A 16,710-nucleotide genomic window follows, 5' to 3' on the forward strand; every position below is an offset into this window, starting at 1 on the left:
CGCTCCTCGCAGGGGTGCCGGCTCGGCCGCCGGGGAAGTGGAGCCATGGACACCCCAAGGCGCCGACCCCGAGGAGCCGTGATGCACGACGACCGCCCGCAGGTGGAGGACCGGCTCGAACGGGCCCTGCACCAGTTCATCCGCCCCGCCCAGTACCCGGCCCGGACGCAGCTCGCGCTCTCCGTTCGGCACATCCCCGGCGAGCCCGTACGGGTGGATCAGGCACTGGCGGGATCGTTCGAAGCGTTCAGCACGGGCACGGAGTGGGGAAAGCCGTGGTCCACCAGCTGGTTCCGGCTGGAGGGAACCGTGCCCCGGGAATGGGCGGGGCAGCGGGTCGAGGTGGTCGTCGACCCGGGCTTCTCCGGCCAGGGGCCCGGATTCCAGGCCGAGGGCATGCTCTACGACGCGGCGGGTGTCCCGCTCAAGGGCGTCCATCCGCGCAATCGGCATCTGACGGTCACCTCCCCGGCAGTGGGCGGTGAACCGGTCTCGCTGCTGCTGGAGGCCGCGGCCAACCCGTCGGTGCTGGAGCACGGCTTCGTGCCGACGCCGCTGGGGGACGTGACGACGGCGGGTGACCGACCCCTGTACCGGTTCGCCTCCGCGGACCTCGCCGTGCTGGACGAGGAGGTCTGGCATCTCGTGCTGGACATCGAGGTGCTCACCGAGCTGATGCGGGAACTTCCCGTGGACCGTTCCCGTCGGCACGAGATCCTGCGGGCCCTCGAACGCATGCTTGATGCGCTGGATCTGCACGACGTGACGGGCACGGCAGCGGCCGGCCGTGCGGAACTGGCCGAGACGCTGTCCCGTCCGGCGGCGGCGAGCGCGCACCGGATCTCGGCCATCGGTCATGCGCACATCGACTCGGCCTGGCTGTGGCCGCTGCGCGAGACGGTACGCAAGGCATCGCGCACCTTCGCCAATGTCACCGCGTTGGCCCAGGACTATCCGGAGCTCGTCTTCGCCGCGTCGCAGGCCCAGCAGTACGCATGGGTGAAGGACCATCAGCCGCACATCTGGGAGCGCATCAAGCAGGCCGTGGCGGACGGTCAGTGGGTGCCCGTGGGATCGATGTGGGTGGAATCCGACGCGAACATGCCGGGCGGCGAGGCACTGGCCCGGCAGCTCGTGCACGGCAAGCGGTTCTTCGAACAGGAGCTGGGGGTGGATACCGAGGGGATCTGGCTGCCGGACTCGTTCGGCTATACCGGCGCGTTCCCCCAGCTGGCACGACTGGCGGGGGTGAAGTGGTTCCTGACGCAGAAGCTGTCCTGGAACCAGAGCAATAAAATGCCACATCACACCTTCTGGTGGGAGGGCATCGACGGGACCAGGGTCTTCACCCACTTCCCGCCCGTGGACACCTACAACGCACAGCTCCACGGCCACGAACTCGCCCACGCCGAAAAGAACTTCAGGGAAAAGGGCCTCGCAACCCGCTCCCTCGTGCCGTTCGGCTGGGGCGACGGCGGGGGCGGTCCCACGCGCGAGATGCTGGAGAAGGCGCGCAGGCTCAGGGATCTGGAGGGTTCGCCCCGGGTCGGGATCGAGCGCCCGTCGGCATTCTTCGCGGCGGCCGAGGCCGAGTACGGAGCGCACGCGCCGGTCTGGTCGGGCGAGCTGTATCTGGAGCTGCACCGGGCCACGTACACCAGCCAGGCCAAGACCAAACAGGGCAATCGCCGCAGTGAACACCTCCTGCGCGAGGCCGAGTTGTGGGCCACAGCGGCGACGCTGCGTTCTGCGGGCCACGCCTATCCGTACGAGACGCTGGACCGGCTGTGGAAGACGGTACTGCTCCATCAGTTCCATGACATCCTGCCCGGCTCGTCGATCGCCTGGGTGCACCGCGAGGCGCGTGAGACCTATGAAATGGTGCGAAGGGAACTCGCCGATGTGGTGGCGGACGCGGTGGCGGCACTGGGCGGGGCAAGGGGCCTGGTAGCGCTCAACTCCTCTCCGTATCACCGAAGTCAGGTGATGGAGCTGGACGCGGAGGCGAGTGCGGTGCTCCCCTCGGGCGCGCATACGCAGCCACTGGGCGACGGACGCACAGCGGTGCTGGTGCAGGCCCCCGGCCTGGGCGCGGGCCTGCTGGACGGCTCGGCGGTCCCTGAACACACAGTCACCGCGACCCGGCACACGGGCGGGCCTGCGACGGAGCGGGCGGACGAGCCCGCGAAAACCGGGTCCGAGAACGAGCCGACGACCGAGACGGCGCAGAATCCGGCGAACAGGCCGGTGGATGGGGCTACGGACGGGCCGGCGGATGGGGCGACGGACAGGCCGACGGGCGGGGGCTTCGTGCTCGACAACGGACTGCTCCGTGTCGTCGTCGACGGCGACGGGCTGATCGCCGCCGTGCGCGATCTCGGCGCGGGGCGGGACGTACTCGCACCCGGCCATCGGGCCAACCTCCTCCAACTGCACCCGGATCACCCCAATCACTGGGACGCCTGGGACATCGACCGGCATTACCGCCGCACTCGCACCGATCTCACCGGGGCCGACTCCGTCGAACTGGTCGAGGAGGGGCCGCTGCGGGCCGCCGTCCGCGTGGTGCGGTCGTTCGGGGCGTCGCACCTCGTGCAGGAGATCCGGCTGACCGCGGGCAGCCGGCGGATCGACATCGACACGGAGGTGGACTGGCAGGAGTCGGAGAAGGTCCTCAAGGCGTCGTTCCCACTCGATGTGCACGCCGAACGGTCCACGGCCGAGATCCAGTTCGGGCACATCCACCGGCCCACACACGACAACACCAGCTGGGACGCGGCCCGTTTCGAGATCTGCGCCCATCGCTGGCTCCGGGTCGCCGAGCCCGGGTACGGCATCGCCCTGCTCAACAACTCGACATACGGGCACGAGGTGACCCGGACCCCGCACGCTTCGGGCCTCGGCACGACCGTGCGGCTGACGCTGCTCCGCGCCCCGCACAGTCCGGACCCGGAGACCGACCTCGGCAGGCACCGGTTCGGATACGCGCTGGCCCCGGGCAGCGAGGTCACGGATGCGGTACAGGAGGGGCTGGCGCTCAATCTGCCCCTGCGAGCGGCGGTGGCACCGGCCCTGCCGTCATTGATCAGCACCGGGCATCCGGCGGTCACGGTGGAGTCGGTGAAGCTCGCCGAGGACCGCAGCGGCGACGTCGTCGTGCGACTGTACGAGTCGGCGGGCGGGCGCGCCGACACGACGATGCGGGTCGGATTCCCCGTCGCACGGGCCCGGATCACCGACCTGCTGGAGCGGCCGCTGCACGAGGCGGTCACCGACGAGCACGGTCTCGTACTGTCGCTGCGGCCGTTCCAGATCCTGACGGTGCGGCTGACCCCTGCATGAGGTGTGAGATCCCGGACCGTCCCGCCCCCTCCCGGCCCGCGGGTTCACTCAGAGGCGGGGCACGTTCCGCAGGTTGGAGCGGGCCATCTGGACCATCCGGCCCACTCCCCCGTCCAGCACGATCTTGCTTGCGGAGAGCGCGAAGCCGGTCACCATCTCCGCGCTGATCTTCGGCGGGATGGAGAGCGCGTTGGGGTCGGTGACGACATCGACGAGTGCCGGCCCCCTGTGCTTGAAGGCGTCCTTGAGGGCGCCTTCGAGCTGCTTGGGCTTCTCCACCCGTACGCCGTACGCCCCGGCGGCTCGGGCGATCGCCGCGAAGTCCGGGTTCTTGTTGGTCGTACCGAACGAGGGCAGGCCGGCGACCAGCATCTCCAACTCGACCATGCTCAGCGAGGAGTTGTTGAACAGCACGACCTTCACCGGGAGGTCGTACTGCACCAGGGTGAGGAAGTCCCCCATCAGCATGGTGAATCCACCGTCGCCGGACATCGACACCACCTGCCGGTTCCGGTCGATGAACTGGGCGCCGATGGCCTGCGGCAGGGCGTTGGCCATCGAGCCATGACTGAACGAACCGATGACGCGGCGCTTGCCGTTGGGTGAGAGATAGCGCGCGGCCCACACGTTGCACATGCCGGTGTCGACGGTGAACACGGCGTCGTCGTCGGCCAGATCGTCCAGCACCGAGGCGACGTACTCCGGATGGATCGGGATGTGCTTCTCGACCTTGCGGGTGTACGCCTTGACGACGCCCTCCAGCGCGTCGGCGTGTTTCTTCAGCATCCGGTCGAGGAATTTGCGGTCGCTCTTGGCCTGTACCCGCGGGGTCAGACAGCGCAGGGTTTCGCGGACATCGCCCCAGACCGCCAGATCCAGCTTGGAACGGCGGCCGAGGTGCTCGGGGCGCACATCGACCTGGACGATCTTCACATCGGTGGGAAGGAAGGCGTTGTAAGGGAAGTCGGTGCCGAGCAGGATGAGGAGATCGCACTCGTTCGTCGCCTCGTAGGCGGCGCCGTAGCCGAGCAGTCCGCTCATTCCGACGTCGTACGGGTTGTCGTACTGGATCCACTCCTTGCCGCGCAGCGCGTGCCCGACCGGAGCCTTCACCCGCTCGGCGAATTCCATCACCTCGGCGTGGGCGCCCGCCGTGCCACTGCCGCAGAACAATGTCACACGTTTCGCCTCGTCGACCATCCGGCAGAGCTTCTCGATCTCTTCGTCGCCGGGCCGTACCGTCGGCCGCGAGGTGACCAGAGCGTGCTCGATCGACTTCTCCGGGGCCGGCTGCGATGCGATGTCACCCGGCATGGTGACGACGCTGACCCCGCCTCGTCCGATCGCGTGCTGAATGGCGGTCTGGAGCAGCCGGGGCATCTGCTGCGGGTTGGAGATCATCTCGTTGTAGTGACTGCACTCCCGGAAGAGCAGCTCCGGGTGGGTCTCCTGGAAGTAGCCGAGACCGATCTCGCTCGAAGGGATGTGCGAGGCGAGGGCGAGCACCGGTGCCATGGAGCGGTGGGCGTCGTAGAGGCCGTTGATGAGGTGCAGATTTCCGGGGCCGCAGGATCCGGCGCAGGCCGCCAGGGAGCCGGTGATCTGGGCCTCGGCCCCGGCGGCGAACGCGGCGGTCTCCTCGTGCCTGACCTGGATCCAGTCGATGGCCGAGTTGCGACGGATGGCGTCGACGACCGGGTTGAGGCTGTCGCCGACGACGCCGTACATACGCTTGACGCCCGCCCGGACGAGGATGTCGACGAACTGCTCCGACACGTTCTGCTTGGCCATGGGTGCATACCCTTTCCGCGCTTCGGCTTCCGGACTCCGCATCCATCAACCCATGACGCGGGCGGTTACGCCTCCCAGACGCCGACGCTCGTACGGTCGTCGGAGTACCCCTTCACCCTGAGCTGGGTGTCCGTGAGGAAGGTCGCGAGCCCGGGTACCCGGTCGTCGCTCCAGCGTTCAGCGAGCTCCCGGGCCAGTGCGGGCTCGCCGCGCAGCGGCTCGGCGAGCCCGGTGCTGCACAGCAACAGAGTGTCGCCCGGCCGGGCCACCGAGGCCCGGAACCGGAACGGCTCCACGGGCGACGGGAGCGGGCTCCCGTCGTACGAGGACGGGGGTGCGGTGATCCCCGGATCCATGGTGAAGCCGTCACCGCCGGAGTCACCACCGGAGTCACGGCCGGGGACGCCCCGGGGGCCGCTCTCGGGACGGCTCTCAGAACCGCTCCGAGGGCCGCTCACGGAGGGCGGGGATCCGAATCCGGCCGTGGCTTCGCCGACGACGCCTCCGGCACCACCGGTGTTCGGAACCTCCGGTTCGAGGTCCTGCCAGACGCCGTCACGCAGCCGGAAGAGCCCGCCGGGGCCGACTCCGAAGAAGATCCTGGTACGACAGTCGGGATCGGCCGAGAGCAGGAGGCAGCGCAGGTCCGCCGTGTACTCGCGCGGTTCGAGCCCGAGCTCGGCGGCGCGGGCGCGCAGCTTCCCGTAACCGCGGTCGGTGAGACGGTGCAGGCCGGACTTGAGGTCATCGCGGCGGCCCGCCCTTATGTCCTCGGAGAGCCTCGAATGGCTACGGCCCACCGCGCCGCCGATCCAGCGGCAGGCATCGGCCGCCGCCCGGTGCGCCCGCCCGGTGGCGCGGGCCCCGGTGGCGACGGCGACCAGGACAAGCGCGTTCCTGTCCGTGCCGAAGCGCACGGTGAGCAGTGCGTCGCGGCGGAGGTCGCCCCGGAACCGCGCGGAGTCCCCGCGCACGGAGGCGGCGCGCAGGGTGTACGTCCCGTACCGGGCGCCGTCGAGCACGGTGTCGGCGACGAGACCGTCCAGTTCCTGGGGGACGGTGGCCGGCAGCGCGGTGGGCTCGGCGTCGTAGGTCGGCGGCCGGTCACCCACATGGCCGACCACGGGGCGTGGGGCGGGCGCCGGTTCGCGGTCGGGCTCGGACTCGGGCCCGCGAGGCGGCAAAGGTGCCCGCACCTGTGGCGGTGCGGTGACGGTGGGAGCGATGCGGACCTGAGGGACGACGGAGGTTTGAGGGGCGACCGGGCCTTGAGGGACGACGGAGCCTTGAGGAACGTCAGTGGTTCGGGGAGTGACGGGGCTCTCGACGACCGGCCGCCTGGGCGGAGACGGCACCGTCGCGGAAGCCCCCTCGGCAGCGGAAGCCCGCTCGGAGGCGGACGTCCCGGGTGGTGTGTCCGAGGACGGCGGCAGGTCCGAGGACGGTGCCGGCTCGCGGGACGCGTCCCGCTCCGGGGGCACCGGCGGCTCCGACGACGACGGCGGCTCCGACGGCGACTGCCGCTCCGGAAGCAGGGGCAGATCCGGCGCCGGTGACCGATCGGCGTCGGTCGGGCCCGGAGGATCGACGAGAGCGGGCGGGGCGGCGGACGCACGCGGCTGCGGCAGTGCGGCCGGGGGCGCCTCCGGCTTCCCGGCCGCCGCGCCGTTCCCCCCGTGCCCGCCCGGACCCACCGCGTCCGACGCCGAGTCGAAGCGGTCGTCGAGGCTGTCGCCCGCGTCGCTCGCCCCTGCATCCCGGGCGGTCTCGTCGTACAACCTGCGCCACCAGTCGTCCTCATGGGCGGCGGGCGTCTCCCCCTGCTGACTCATGCCCTTATTGTCCACCGCACGGCCCGTACGAAAACGGGGCATCCGGAAAATCCGGCCATGCGAAAGGTCCGCCGGGCGGCCCCACCCCCCACGGGAAGGACGCCCGGCGGACCGGTCAGGACGTGATCAACGCACGGCGTAGGCGTCGTTCACGGTCTGGACGACGGAGTTGCCGTTGGCGTCCGTCAGTTCGGTCTTCAGGGTGACCGGCTTGCCGGCCGCGCCCGCGTGGTTCACGGTCGCGGTCCAGTGGCCGTTCCGCTCAGCGGTGGTGGCCTCGGTCCAGGTCCCGCCGCCGTCGTACGAGTACGAGACCTTGGCCGCCACCAGCTTGCCGGGCGTGTAGCCGGCGTGCCCGGTGACACTCAGGCCGATCGTCTGACCGTCCTTCGCCGCAAGGGTCTTGAGCCCGTCGGTCTCCAGGTCGTAGCCCGGGAAGAGCAGGGGAATGCCCTGGGAGTAGACGTTCTCGTCCCGCTTCGAGCGGAACTTCCAGGTGGTCTCGGTCTGGGTGGACCGCTTCCACACGGCAGCGGGCTGGCCGAACTTCGCGGTAGTCATGGTGAGTTCGTACGCGGCGTCCCCGGCCGGGACGGTGAACACCCCGGACGGCCAGCCGGAATCGCCCAACACTTCACCGCCGCTGGTCAGCCGCATGTTGCCGATGTCTCCGAAGGAGCCCTGGAGGCCCTCGTGCTCGGTGTCGCTCCAGAAGCCGGGGGCGACACCGATCAGGTTGTCCTGCCGTTCGCCGGCGAGCACGGCCTTGCCCTGGGCGTCACGCGGAGCGGTCGGGGCCGGGATGCCCCGGTACCAGTTCTCCGTACGCGTGGAGCCTGCCGTGTATGTACGGGGCTGGTCGACCATGTACTCGCCCCAGGGGAAGCTGGAGGAGAGGTACCGCTGCCAGGCGGTGTCGCCGGCCGAGTAGTACTCGGTGCGCTTGCCGGGGACGGCGACGGTGTCGAAGCCGCCGGAGTAGCTTCCGCCGTAGGGCCGGGTGAAGATCATCGTGTCGATGTAGTCGGCCGCGACGCCCATCGCCTCGTATTGGGCGGTGGACTTGCCGAGCTTGCTGTCACGGACCTTGTAGGTGCGGTCCGAGGTGACCGGGCCGGTCTCGGGGAAGGCGAGGTTGTAGACGAACGGGCTGGCGGCGGTGGCCTTCCAGCTCAGCTTCACCGTGCCCCGGGCCAGGGCGGCCTTCAGGGCGTCGGCCTCGCCCGCCTCGATGCCGAGCGTGGGCACCGGCGCGGAGCCGTAGCCGACGGACGGCTGCCACGGGCCCGCGGACGGACGGTGGGCGATGATCGCCTTTGCGCCCGCGGCCTTGGCGTTCCGTGCCGGGGTCAGCAGGGAGCCGTCGTCGGCGACCGCGACCAGGGCGATCTTGCCCTGGACATCGGCGGCCTTCAGCTCGTCGGGGGTGCCGGTACCCGCGTCGACGAGTGCGGCCTCACCCGTGCCGTCGAGACCGACGGAGCCGGTGCCGGCCACCACCGGGTGCAGTTCGGTGCCGCCGACGACCGACAGCTTCTCGATCTGGGGGGCGTACGCGCGCCAGAAGCTGGCGAACTCGAAGTCGCCGTCGCTCGCCCTGCCCTGCACGTCGGCCAGGTAGTTCTTGACGACGGGTCCGCCGGTGACGGAGCCGGAGTGCAGCCAGACGCCGTCCCAGCTGCGGCCGAAGGAGAGCGTCGTGGAGCGGTTCTCGGACGCGCGGTCCTCCGTCTTCACCTGCAGGCGATGGGCCTTGCGGGCGTCGAGCACCAGGGTGGTGTCCTTGGTGACGTTCAGCTGCGGCCTGGCGAGGTAGCCGACGGACTCGGCCATCCTGCCGGTGGCGTCCTCGGTGTCCGGCGAGATGACGAAGCTGGAGACGAAGTACGCGCCGGGGCGCACCTGGTAGACCTGATCGGTGGCGCCGTCGTTGAAGCGGCGCTCGCCGCCGGCGGTGTCGGTGCCGATGACGTCCAGCGAGGAGGAACCCGCGGCGGGCTTGCCGGTGCGGTCGATCAGCTTGACGCGCAGGGTGACCGTCTCGGCGCCGACGTACAGCGAGAACGGGGTGGATACCTTGACGCCGTCGGCGCCGGTGGCCAGTACACGCCCGGTGACGTCACCGTACTGGGCGGCCTTCAGCTTCGCGGTCGGGTCGATCTCCAGCGGGACCTCGACGGTGGCTCCGGCCGGAACGGTGACGGTGCTCGCGTCGAGCTTCGCGACCGGGGAGCGGACGGCCGAGCCGTCGTTGCCGGTGACGCCCTGGACCTTCAGCGACAACTTCACCGGCTTGGCACCGGAGTTGGTGTACGGGACCTCGACCGTGGTGCGGTCGCTCTTGTCCTGCGGCCAGTTGAACGTACCGCCCTGGACGGCGGGGGCGCCGACGACGGTGGTGTCGATGGCGGCCTTCACATCGAGGCGGCCACCACCGGTCTCGCGTACGTCGCCGGGGATGTCGCTCTTCGCGGACGACACGAGGGCCGCCTTGATCTGCTGGGCCGTCCAGTCGGGGTGACGCTGCTTCACGATGGCGGCGGCGCCCGCGACATGCGGGGTGGCCATCGACGTGCCGGACATCGTCCGGTAGGCGTAGACCCCGCGGCCGCCCGCCGCGGCGGCCGAGATGGCGACGCCGGGGGCGGCGATCTCCGGCTTGAGGGTGTGGGCTCCGATCGCGGGTCCGCGGCTGGAGAACTGGGCCGTGGTGTCGTCGCGGTCGACGGCGCCGACGGTCAGCACGCCGGGTGCGCAGCCGGGCGAGGAGACGGTGTTCAGCGCCGGGCCGGAGTTTCCGGCCGCGATCACGAACAAGGTGTCCTTGCTCCGGGCGAGTTCTTCGGCGGCCACGCTCATCGGGTCGGTGCAGTCGGTCGGAGTCTGGCTGCCGAGACTCATGGAGACGACGTCGGCCTTCTGGTCGACGGCCCACTGCATGCCCGCGATGATCCAGGACTCGGCGCCGGAGCCACTGTCGTTGAGGACCTTGCCCGCGAGCAGGTCGGCGCCGGGGGCGACGCCCTTCTTCTTGCCGTCACTGGCCGCGCCGGAGCCGCCCACGGTGGAGATGGTGTGGGTGCCGTGGCCCTGCCGGTCGTCGGTGGTGTCGGAGTCGGTGAAGTTCTCCGAGGCGGCGATCCGGCCCTTGAGGTCAGGGTGTTCGGCGTCGACGCCGGTGTCGAGGACGGCGACCTTGGTGCCCTTGCCGTCGTATCCGGCGGCCCAGGCGAGGTCGGCGCCGATCTGCTTGGTGGACCGGTCGAGGGTGGCCTGGACCTTGCGGTCGAGCCAGAGCTTCTTCAGTCCGGAGGCGGAGCGTGAACGGGTGTTGGTGACGTCCGACCAGAAGTCGGCGGCCTGCGCCTTGTCCGCCTTGAGCGCGACGCCGTCGATGGCGTCGAGTGCGAGTTGACGCTTGGCGCCGCGCGGGGTGGCGGGCGCGGAGCGGGCCAGGTCCTTGCCGTAGACGGCGATCAGCGGCAGCGACTTCGTGCTCGCGTCGTCGTAGCCCTGCCGGATGAGCCCGGTGACGTTGAAGAGTTCCTCGTCGACCGTGCCGGCGGCCAGCGCGTCTACGGCCGTGTCGGGGTAGACGTAGAGATCCTTGCCGGCCTGCCTGGTCTGTACGAGGGGGACGGTGCCGTCCTCGCGCGGCAGTGCGGTGACCGAAGCGGCTCCCGAACTGTCCTTGCTCACCAGGACCTTGTCGCCGGTGACGAGGGTGACGGTGACCGGCTTGCCCTCCCTGGCGCCGGCGGCCGCGCTGCCGGTCAGTGGTCTCTTCGCGGTCGTGTCGTCCTGCGGCGCTGCCGCGGACGGTGCGATCGCGGTGACGGCCAGGACGGCGGCGGTGGCCGCTCCCAGTGCCGTACGCGATATCGGACGCATCGCTCTCCCCAAGTGAATCCGGAACCAAGGTGCGCAAACCGCAATCTTCCGGAGGTTGTTGGTATTGCGGTGGCGCCACATTGGCAGAGCGACGGGCGGTAAAGGGATGATGTACACGGCGGGTTTACGCCGTGGCCGCTTTCCGCCACGACCGGGCGCCCGACAACGGCGACACGGTGCGGAATCAGCGCGTCCGGGAGGAGTTCGGGATGTTGGGAGCCATAGGTCTCGACGAGATACAGGAGTCGGCGTACCGCGCGCTCGTCGCGGTGGGAGCCGCGGAGGTCTCCGATCTCGCGCACCGGCTGGCCCTTCCCGAAGCGGACACCGAACGGGCTCTGCGCCGACTGGAACAGCACGGGCTGGCCGCCCAGTCCTCGTCCCGCACGGGCCGTTGGGTGGCGGCGCCGCCGGGGGTGGCGCTGGGGGCGCTGCTCACCCAGCAGCGTCACGAGCTGGAGCAGGCGGAGCTGGCGGCGGCGCTGCTCGCCGAGGAGTACCGGGCCGAGGCCACCGAGCCGGCGGTGCACGATCTGGTCGAGGTGGTCACGGGCGCGAGCGCGGTGGCGCACCGCTTCCACCAGTTGCAGCTGGGCGCGACGAGCGAGGTGTGCGCCCTGGTCACCGGGAAGCCGATCGCGGTGAGCGGGATGGAGAACGAGTCCGAGGAGCAGGCCGCCACGCGCGGGGTGTCGTTCCGGGTGGTGGTCGAGCGCGAAGTCCTCTCGCTCCCGTCCGGGATCCTGGAGCTGTCGGCCGCGCTGAGCCGCGACGAGCAGTGCCGGGTCGTCGACCGGGTTCCGACCAAGCTGGTGATCGCCGACGCCGCCCTGGCGATGGTGCCGCTGACCGGGCGGGGCGCCGAGCCCGCGGCCCTGGTGGTGCACGCCTCCGGGTTGCTGGAGTCGCTGATGGGGCTCTTCGAGGCGGTGTGGCGCGAGGCCATGCCGCTCAGGCTCGGCGAGGGCGGACGGCTGGAGGAGGAGTCCAACGGGCCCGATCCGACGGATCTGGAGATTCTGTCGCTGCTGCTGGCCGGGCTGACGGACGCGAGCGTGGCGAAGCAACTGGACCTGGGGCTGCGGACCGTACAGCGGCGGGTGAAGGGTCTGATGGAGCTGACCGGGGTGTCGACCCGGCTGCAGCTGGGCTGGCACGCGTACGAACGGGGCTGGGTGTCCCGGACGCCGCGCGCCTGAGCCGAGGTCCCGCCGGATGCCCCGGCGCGGTGCTCCTGTCGCGCTGGTACGGCTCTGAGCTGCGTCGACGTTTCCCGCCCGGAGCACGCGCTGACGGGCGGGACCGGCCGGACTCCGGCAGGCTGGTGAGATGGGTGTGTGGCAACTCCTCGCCGTCGGCCTCGTCATGTTTCTGGGCCTGGTCGGCGTGCTGGTGCCGGGGGTGCCGGGGCAGGCGATCGTCTGGGCCGCCGTGCTGTGGTGGGCGCTGACCGATGTGACTCCGGTGGCCTGGGGCGTGCTGATCGGCGCCACCGCCCTGCTGCTGCTGAACCAGGCACTGAAGCCCTTGCTGCCGCCGCGCCGCCCGCATGAGTCGGGGGCGCCGCGCAAGACGCTGATGCTCGGCGGGATAGGCGCGATCGTGGGCTTCTTCGTGGTGCCGGTGGTGGGCGGGATCGCCGGATACGTGGGGGTGATCTACGGGACGGAGCGGCTGCGGCTCGGCAGCCACGGGGCGGGATGGGCGTCGGTCCGCTCGGTGATGCGGACGACCGGCTGGTCCGTGCTCGTCGAGCTCTTCGCGTGCCTGCTGGTGACGGGGGCCTGGCTGGGCGCGGTGATCTGGGGCTGACCCTCCCCGCCCCTCATGGACATCCAGGTGGATGCTGTCCAGATAGAAGGAAACACATCGGATCTCTCACGTGCTATTGACGCATGGATGCCTCGTGCCTACTTTCCCTGAAAGGAATAGCTCGGATGAATTGATGCGCCTGCGTACGAGTCGCCAGGAGACGCCTTGCCCACAGCACCGGACCCTTCCCGCCCGTCCCGGAACGAAGCCCCCTCCCCCTCCCGAAGAAGTGTTCTCGCCACCGGCACCGCGATCGGCGGCGCGCTCGTGGTGGGCGGCGCGGCAGCCGTCCCCGCCCAGGCAGCCGCCCGGGCCACCCCGGCCGGCACCGCCCCGGCCCCTGCCACCGTGCACTCCCCCGACGACGCCTGGCGCACGGTCCTGGACGACGCCGACCTGCTCTGGCAGAAGCTGCCGAAGACCTGGTACGAGGGCCCGTACCTGGGCAACGGCCGTCTCGGCTCCGGCATCTACGCCGAGCCCGGCGCCACGACCACGGCCATCCGCTTCAACGTCCAGCACTCCGAGGTCCAGGACCACCGCCCCGAGTTCGGCTCCCTCTTCGGCCTCGCCCGCCTCCCGATCGGCCACTTCACGCTGGAACCGGCCGGCACCATCACGGGCGTCGAGTGGTGGATGCGGCTGCGCACCGCCGAACTCGAAGGCACGATCACCACGACCGCGGGCACCCTGAAGCTCCGGGCCTTCGTCCACTCCACCAGCGATCTGCTCGCCGTGGAGGTATCCCCGAGCGCGGGCGAGCGGGACTTCCGCTGGGTGTTCCACCCGGCCGACGCGATCAGCCCGCGTGCCGCTTTCAAGCCCCTCCCGGACGGTTACACCGGCAACCCGCCCGCGGCGACCGAGCAGCACGGCGCGATCACCGCGGCCGTCCAGCCGCTGCTCGCGGGCGGCCAGCACGTCACCGCGTGGCGGGAACGCACCCGGGGCACGAGCCGCACCCTCTACGTCACGGTCACGCACTCCCACCCGAGGGCGACGGCCCGAGACCGGGCGCTGCGTACCGTCAAGACCGCCGCGGCGCTCCCGTACGATCAGCTGGCCACGCCCCATCGCACCTGGTGGGACCGGTTCTACCGGAAGAGCTTCCTGTCCCTGCCCGATGCCCGGCTGCAACGCTTCTACTGGATCCAGCTGTACAAGACGGCGTCGGCGGCCCGCAGGGACGCGCCCGTGATGGCCACCTCCGGCCCCTGGCTGGAGCCCACGCCCTGGCCGAACACCTGGTGGAACCTCAACGTCCAGCTGGAGTACTGGCTGATCCACGGCTCCAACCACCTGGAGCTGGACGCCGTCACCCGCGCCCTCAGCGAGTTCCGGGACCAGCTCTCCCGAGAGGTCGCCGCCCCCTACCGGGCCGACTCGGCCGGCATCCCCCGGACCACCGACCCCCAGCTGGTCAACGGCGCGTCGGTCAGCGACGGCGGCTACGGCGTCGGCATTCCCGGCCAGGACCCGCCCACCCCCGAGGTCGGCAATCTGACCTGGGCGCTGCACAACGTGTGGCTCTCCTACCGCCACACCATGGACGAGTCGATCCTGCGCGACACGCTCTTCCCGCTGCTGCGCAAGGCCGTCAACTACTACCTGCACTTCCTGACGCCCGGCCCGGACGGCAGACTGCATCTCCCGGCGACGTTCTCCCCCGAGTACGGAGTCAACGCCCCCGACTGCAACTACGACCTGATGCTGCTGCGCTGGGGCTGCCGCACCCTGCTCGACTCGGCGGAGCGACTGGGCGTCCACGACCCGCTGACAGCCCGCTGGCAGGAGGTGCTGGCCAGGCTCGCGCCGTATCCCGTCGACGCCAACGGTTTCATGATCGGCGCGGGGGTTCCGTTCGCCAAGTCGCACCGCCACTACTCGCACATGCTCGCGGTGTACCCGCTGTACGAGCTGACGGGCGCGACGCCCGACGAACGCGCGCTGATCGAGAAGTCCCTCGCCCACTGGGTGGGCTTCGAAGGCGCCCTGCAGGGCTACACCTTCACCGGGGCCGCGTCGATGTCCGCACTGCTCGGCAAGGGCGAGGACGCGCTGAAGTATCTCGGTCAGCTGATGAGCCGCTTCATCCAGGCGAACACCATGTACAAGGAGTCCGGCCCGGTCATCGAGACCCCGCTCTCGGCGGCCCAGTCGCTGCACGACATGGTCTGCCAGTCATGGGGCGGCACGATCAGGGTCTTCCCGGCCCTGCCCGCCGCCTGGCGGAACATGACCGTCCATGACTTCCGTACCCAGGGCGCGTTCCTGCTCAGTGCGGTACGCGAGGAGGGCCGGACCCGCTGGGTGCGGCTGACCAGCGAGGCGGGCGCGCCCTGCGTCGTGCGTCATGGCATCGAGGGCCCGATCGAGATCCGGGACCGGCACGGACGCCCGCTGCGTCACGAGGAGCCGGCCGACGGAGCGGTACGCATCCACCTACGCAAGGGCGACTCCGCGCTGCTCACGGCCCGGGGCGACCGCCCGGACCTGACCATCCGCCCGGTCACGGCGAACGAGCCCGCGCCGCGCTGGGGCCTGCCGGCCTGAGCCCCGGCCCGGGAGCCCGGCGCTTCCCCGGGCTCCCAGCCTCACGCGCACGGAAACGACCCGTCCCCGCCGTATGTCATGCCCTTCGGGCGTACGGCGGGGTTTCGCGGGCAGATCTCAGAGGCTCAGGTGGCGTACGGCGTACGAGCGCCAGGGCCGCCACCGCTCCGACTCCGGCCTCCCGTCCGGATCCACGTCGGGGTCACCGAGCGCCCGCATCCTGATGAGCGCCGCGTCGACCGGGCCGATCCCCAGTCGCAGCAGCGCCTGCTCGGCCTCCTCGCGGTCCGCGCCGGCGTCGAGCCGTACCTCCCCGTCGGCGAGCGCGGCCGCCAGTGCCCGCAGCACCGGCTCGTCCACCGCGCCGGCCAGCGCCCCCGGCTCGGGGAACACATGCGTGAGCCCGCCGCAGGGGACGTCGAGGACCTTCCCGTACACCTCGACCAGCCGCTCCGCCCCGGCCCTGCCCACCAGCGTCCGTACCGCGAACTCCTCGGGGTCCGCGGCTCCCGGCGAGCGCAGCCCGGGGCGGGCGGCGACGCCCGGTGCGAGCGCCGGATCGGCGACGAGCCGCTCGTCGACGGCGTAGGGGTCGGCGTCCAGGTCGAAGAGTCGCCGCAGCCGCTGCACGGCCGTCGTCAGGTCGCGCAGGTCCGTGAGGTGGATCCGGGCGTCCAGCCAGGAACCGGCGGACCGCTCGTCCACGGCCACGATGCCGGTGCCGTACGGCAGCCGCAGGGTGCGCCGGTAGGTGCGGGCCCCGGGCTCCCCGCTGACCTCCTCGATCCGGGCGAGCGCCTCACCGGCCAGGAGATCGAAGGCCTCGCGGGCGGCGTACGGCCCCCGGTGGGCGAGCCGCAGCGGGATCCCGGTGGTACGCGCCTCCCGTACCCCGGCCCCCAGCCCCGTCCCGGCCTCGGTCCGCAGTGCGCTCGGCGTACGGGCGTAGATCTGCCGGATCGTGTCGTTGAACTGGCGCACACTGGCGAAGCCGGACGCGAAGGCGATCTCGGTCACGGGCAGCCCGGTCGTCTGGAGCAGCACCCGCGCGGTGTGGGCCCGCTGAGCGCGGGCGAGCGCGACGGGTCCGGCGCCCAGCTCCGCGTTGAGCTGCCGCTGCACCTGGCGTGAGCTGTAACCGAGCCGGTGGGCGAGACCGGGCACCCCCTCCCGGTCGACCACGCCGTCGCCGATCATCCGCATGGCGCGGCCGACGACATCGGCCCGGACGTTCCAGTCGGCCGAGCCGGGCACGGCGTCCGGTCGGCAGCGCCTGCACGCCCGGAAGCCGTTGCCCTGGGCGGCGGCCGCGGTCGGGTAGAAGCGGACGTTCTTCCGCTTGGGGGTGACGGCGGGGCAGCTCGGCCGGCAGTAGATGCCGGTCGTTTCGACGGCGAAGAAGAACTCCCCGTCGAAACGGGCGTCGCGGCTGCTCACCGCCTCGTACCTGGTCCGTTCGTCCATCACACCGTCCAGTGTGCGGCACCTC

Annotated in this window: 8 protein-coding genes; 4 read left to right on the top strand and 4 right to left on the bottom strand. The window is 71.1% G+C overall.

What is annotated here, in order from left to right; translation table 11 throughout:
* Window positions 1-81 precede the first annotated feature (81 nt).
* Window positions 82-3,342: an alpha-mannosidase gene (locus tag ACZ68L_RS11155; RefSeq protein ID WP_469576097.1), complete on the top strand. Its 3,261-nt coding sequence runs from the start codon at window positions 82-84 to the stop codon at window positions 3,340-3,342.
* 48 nt (window positions 3,343-3,390) lie between these two features.
* On the opposite strand, the gene ACZ68L_RS11160 is transcribed toward ACZ68L_RS11155, so the two are convergent.
* The 3 genes from ACZ68L_RS11160 to ACZ68L_RS11170 all read right to left on the bottom strand — a co-directional run bounded on the left by ACZ68L_RS11160 (window position 3,391) and on the right by ACZ68L_RS11170 (window position 10,856).
* A complete protein-coding gene (locus ACZ68L_RS11160; RefSeq protein WP_469576098.1) occupies window positions 3,391-5,133 on the bottom strand; it encodes a pyruvate dehydrogenase in 1,743 nt (580 codons plus the stop codon).
* Window positions 5,134-5,198: 65 nt separating this feature from the next.
* The gene (locus ACZ68L_RS11165; protein ID WP_469576099.1) at window positions 5,199-6,965 is read right to left on the bottom strand and encodes a protein phosphatase 2C domain-containing protein; all 1,767 of its coding nucleotides are present in this window, start codon (window positions 6,963-6,965) and stop codon (window positions 5,199-5,201) included.
* Window positions 6,966-7,091: 126 nt separating this feature from the next.
* Window positions 7,092-10,856: a S8 family peptidase gene (locus ACZ68L_RS11170; RefSeq protein ID WP_469576100.1), complete on the bottom strand. Its 3,765-nt coding sequence runs from the start codon at window positions 10,854-10,856 to the stop codon at window positions 7,092-7,094.
* A gap of 209 nt (window positions 10,857-11,065) precedes the next feature.
* Here ACZ68L_RS11170 and ACZ68L_RS11175 point away from each other — a divergent pair, with 209 nt between their 5' ends.
* From ACZ68L_RS11175 to ACZ68L_RS11185, 3 genes are all read left to right on the top strand, one after another.
* Window positions 11,066-12,055, top strand: a complete 990-nt coding sequence (locus tag ACZ68L_RS11175) for a helix-turn-helix domain-containing protein (protein ID WP_469576101.1) — start codon at window positions 11,066-11,068, stop codon at window positions 12,053-12,055.
* Window positions 12,056-12,185: 130 nt separating this feature from the next.
* Window positions 12,186-12,668, top strand: a complete 483-nt coding sequence (locus ACZ68L_RS11180) for a DUF456 domain-containing protein (RefSeq protein ID WP_469576103.1) — start codon at window positions 12,186-12,188, stop codon at window positions 12,666-12,668.
* A 165-nt stretch (window positions 12,669-12,833) separates the two neighbouring features.
* The gene (locus ACZ68L_RS11185; RefSeq protein ID WP_469576105.1) at window positions 12,834-15,221 is read left to right on the top strand and encodes a glycosyl hydrolase family 95 catalytic domain-containing protein; all 2,388 of its coding nucleotides are present in this window, start codon (window positions 12,834-12,836) and stop codon (window positions 15,219-15,221) included.
* Between the two features lie 117 nt (window positions 15,222-15,338).
* Here the strand turns inward: ACZ68L_RS11185 and ACZ68L_RS11190 are convergent, their stop codons facing one another.
* Entirely contained in the window at window positions 15,339-16,685 is a 1,347-nt protein-coding gene (locus tag ACZ68L_RS11190) for a DNA-3-methyladenine glycosylase 2 family protein (RefSeq protein WP_469576417.1), read from the bottom strand.
* Between the last annotated feature and the right edge of the window lie 25 nt (window positions 16,686-16,710).

The organism is Streptomyces sp. NPDC104309, assembly GCF_055584025.1.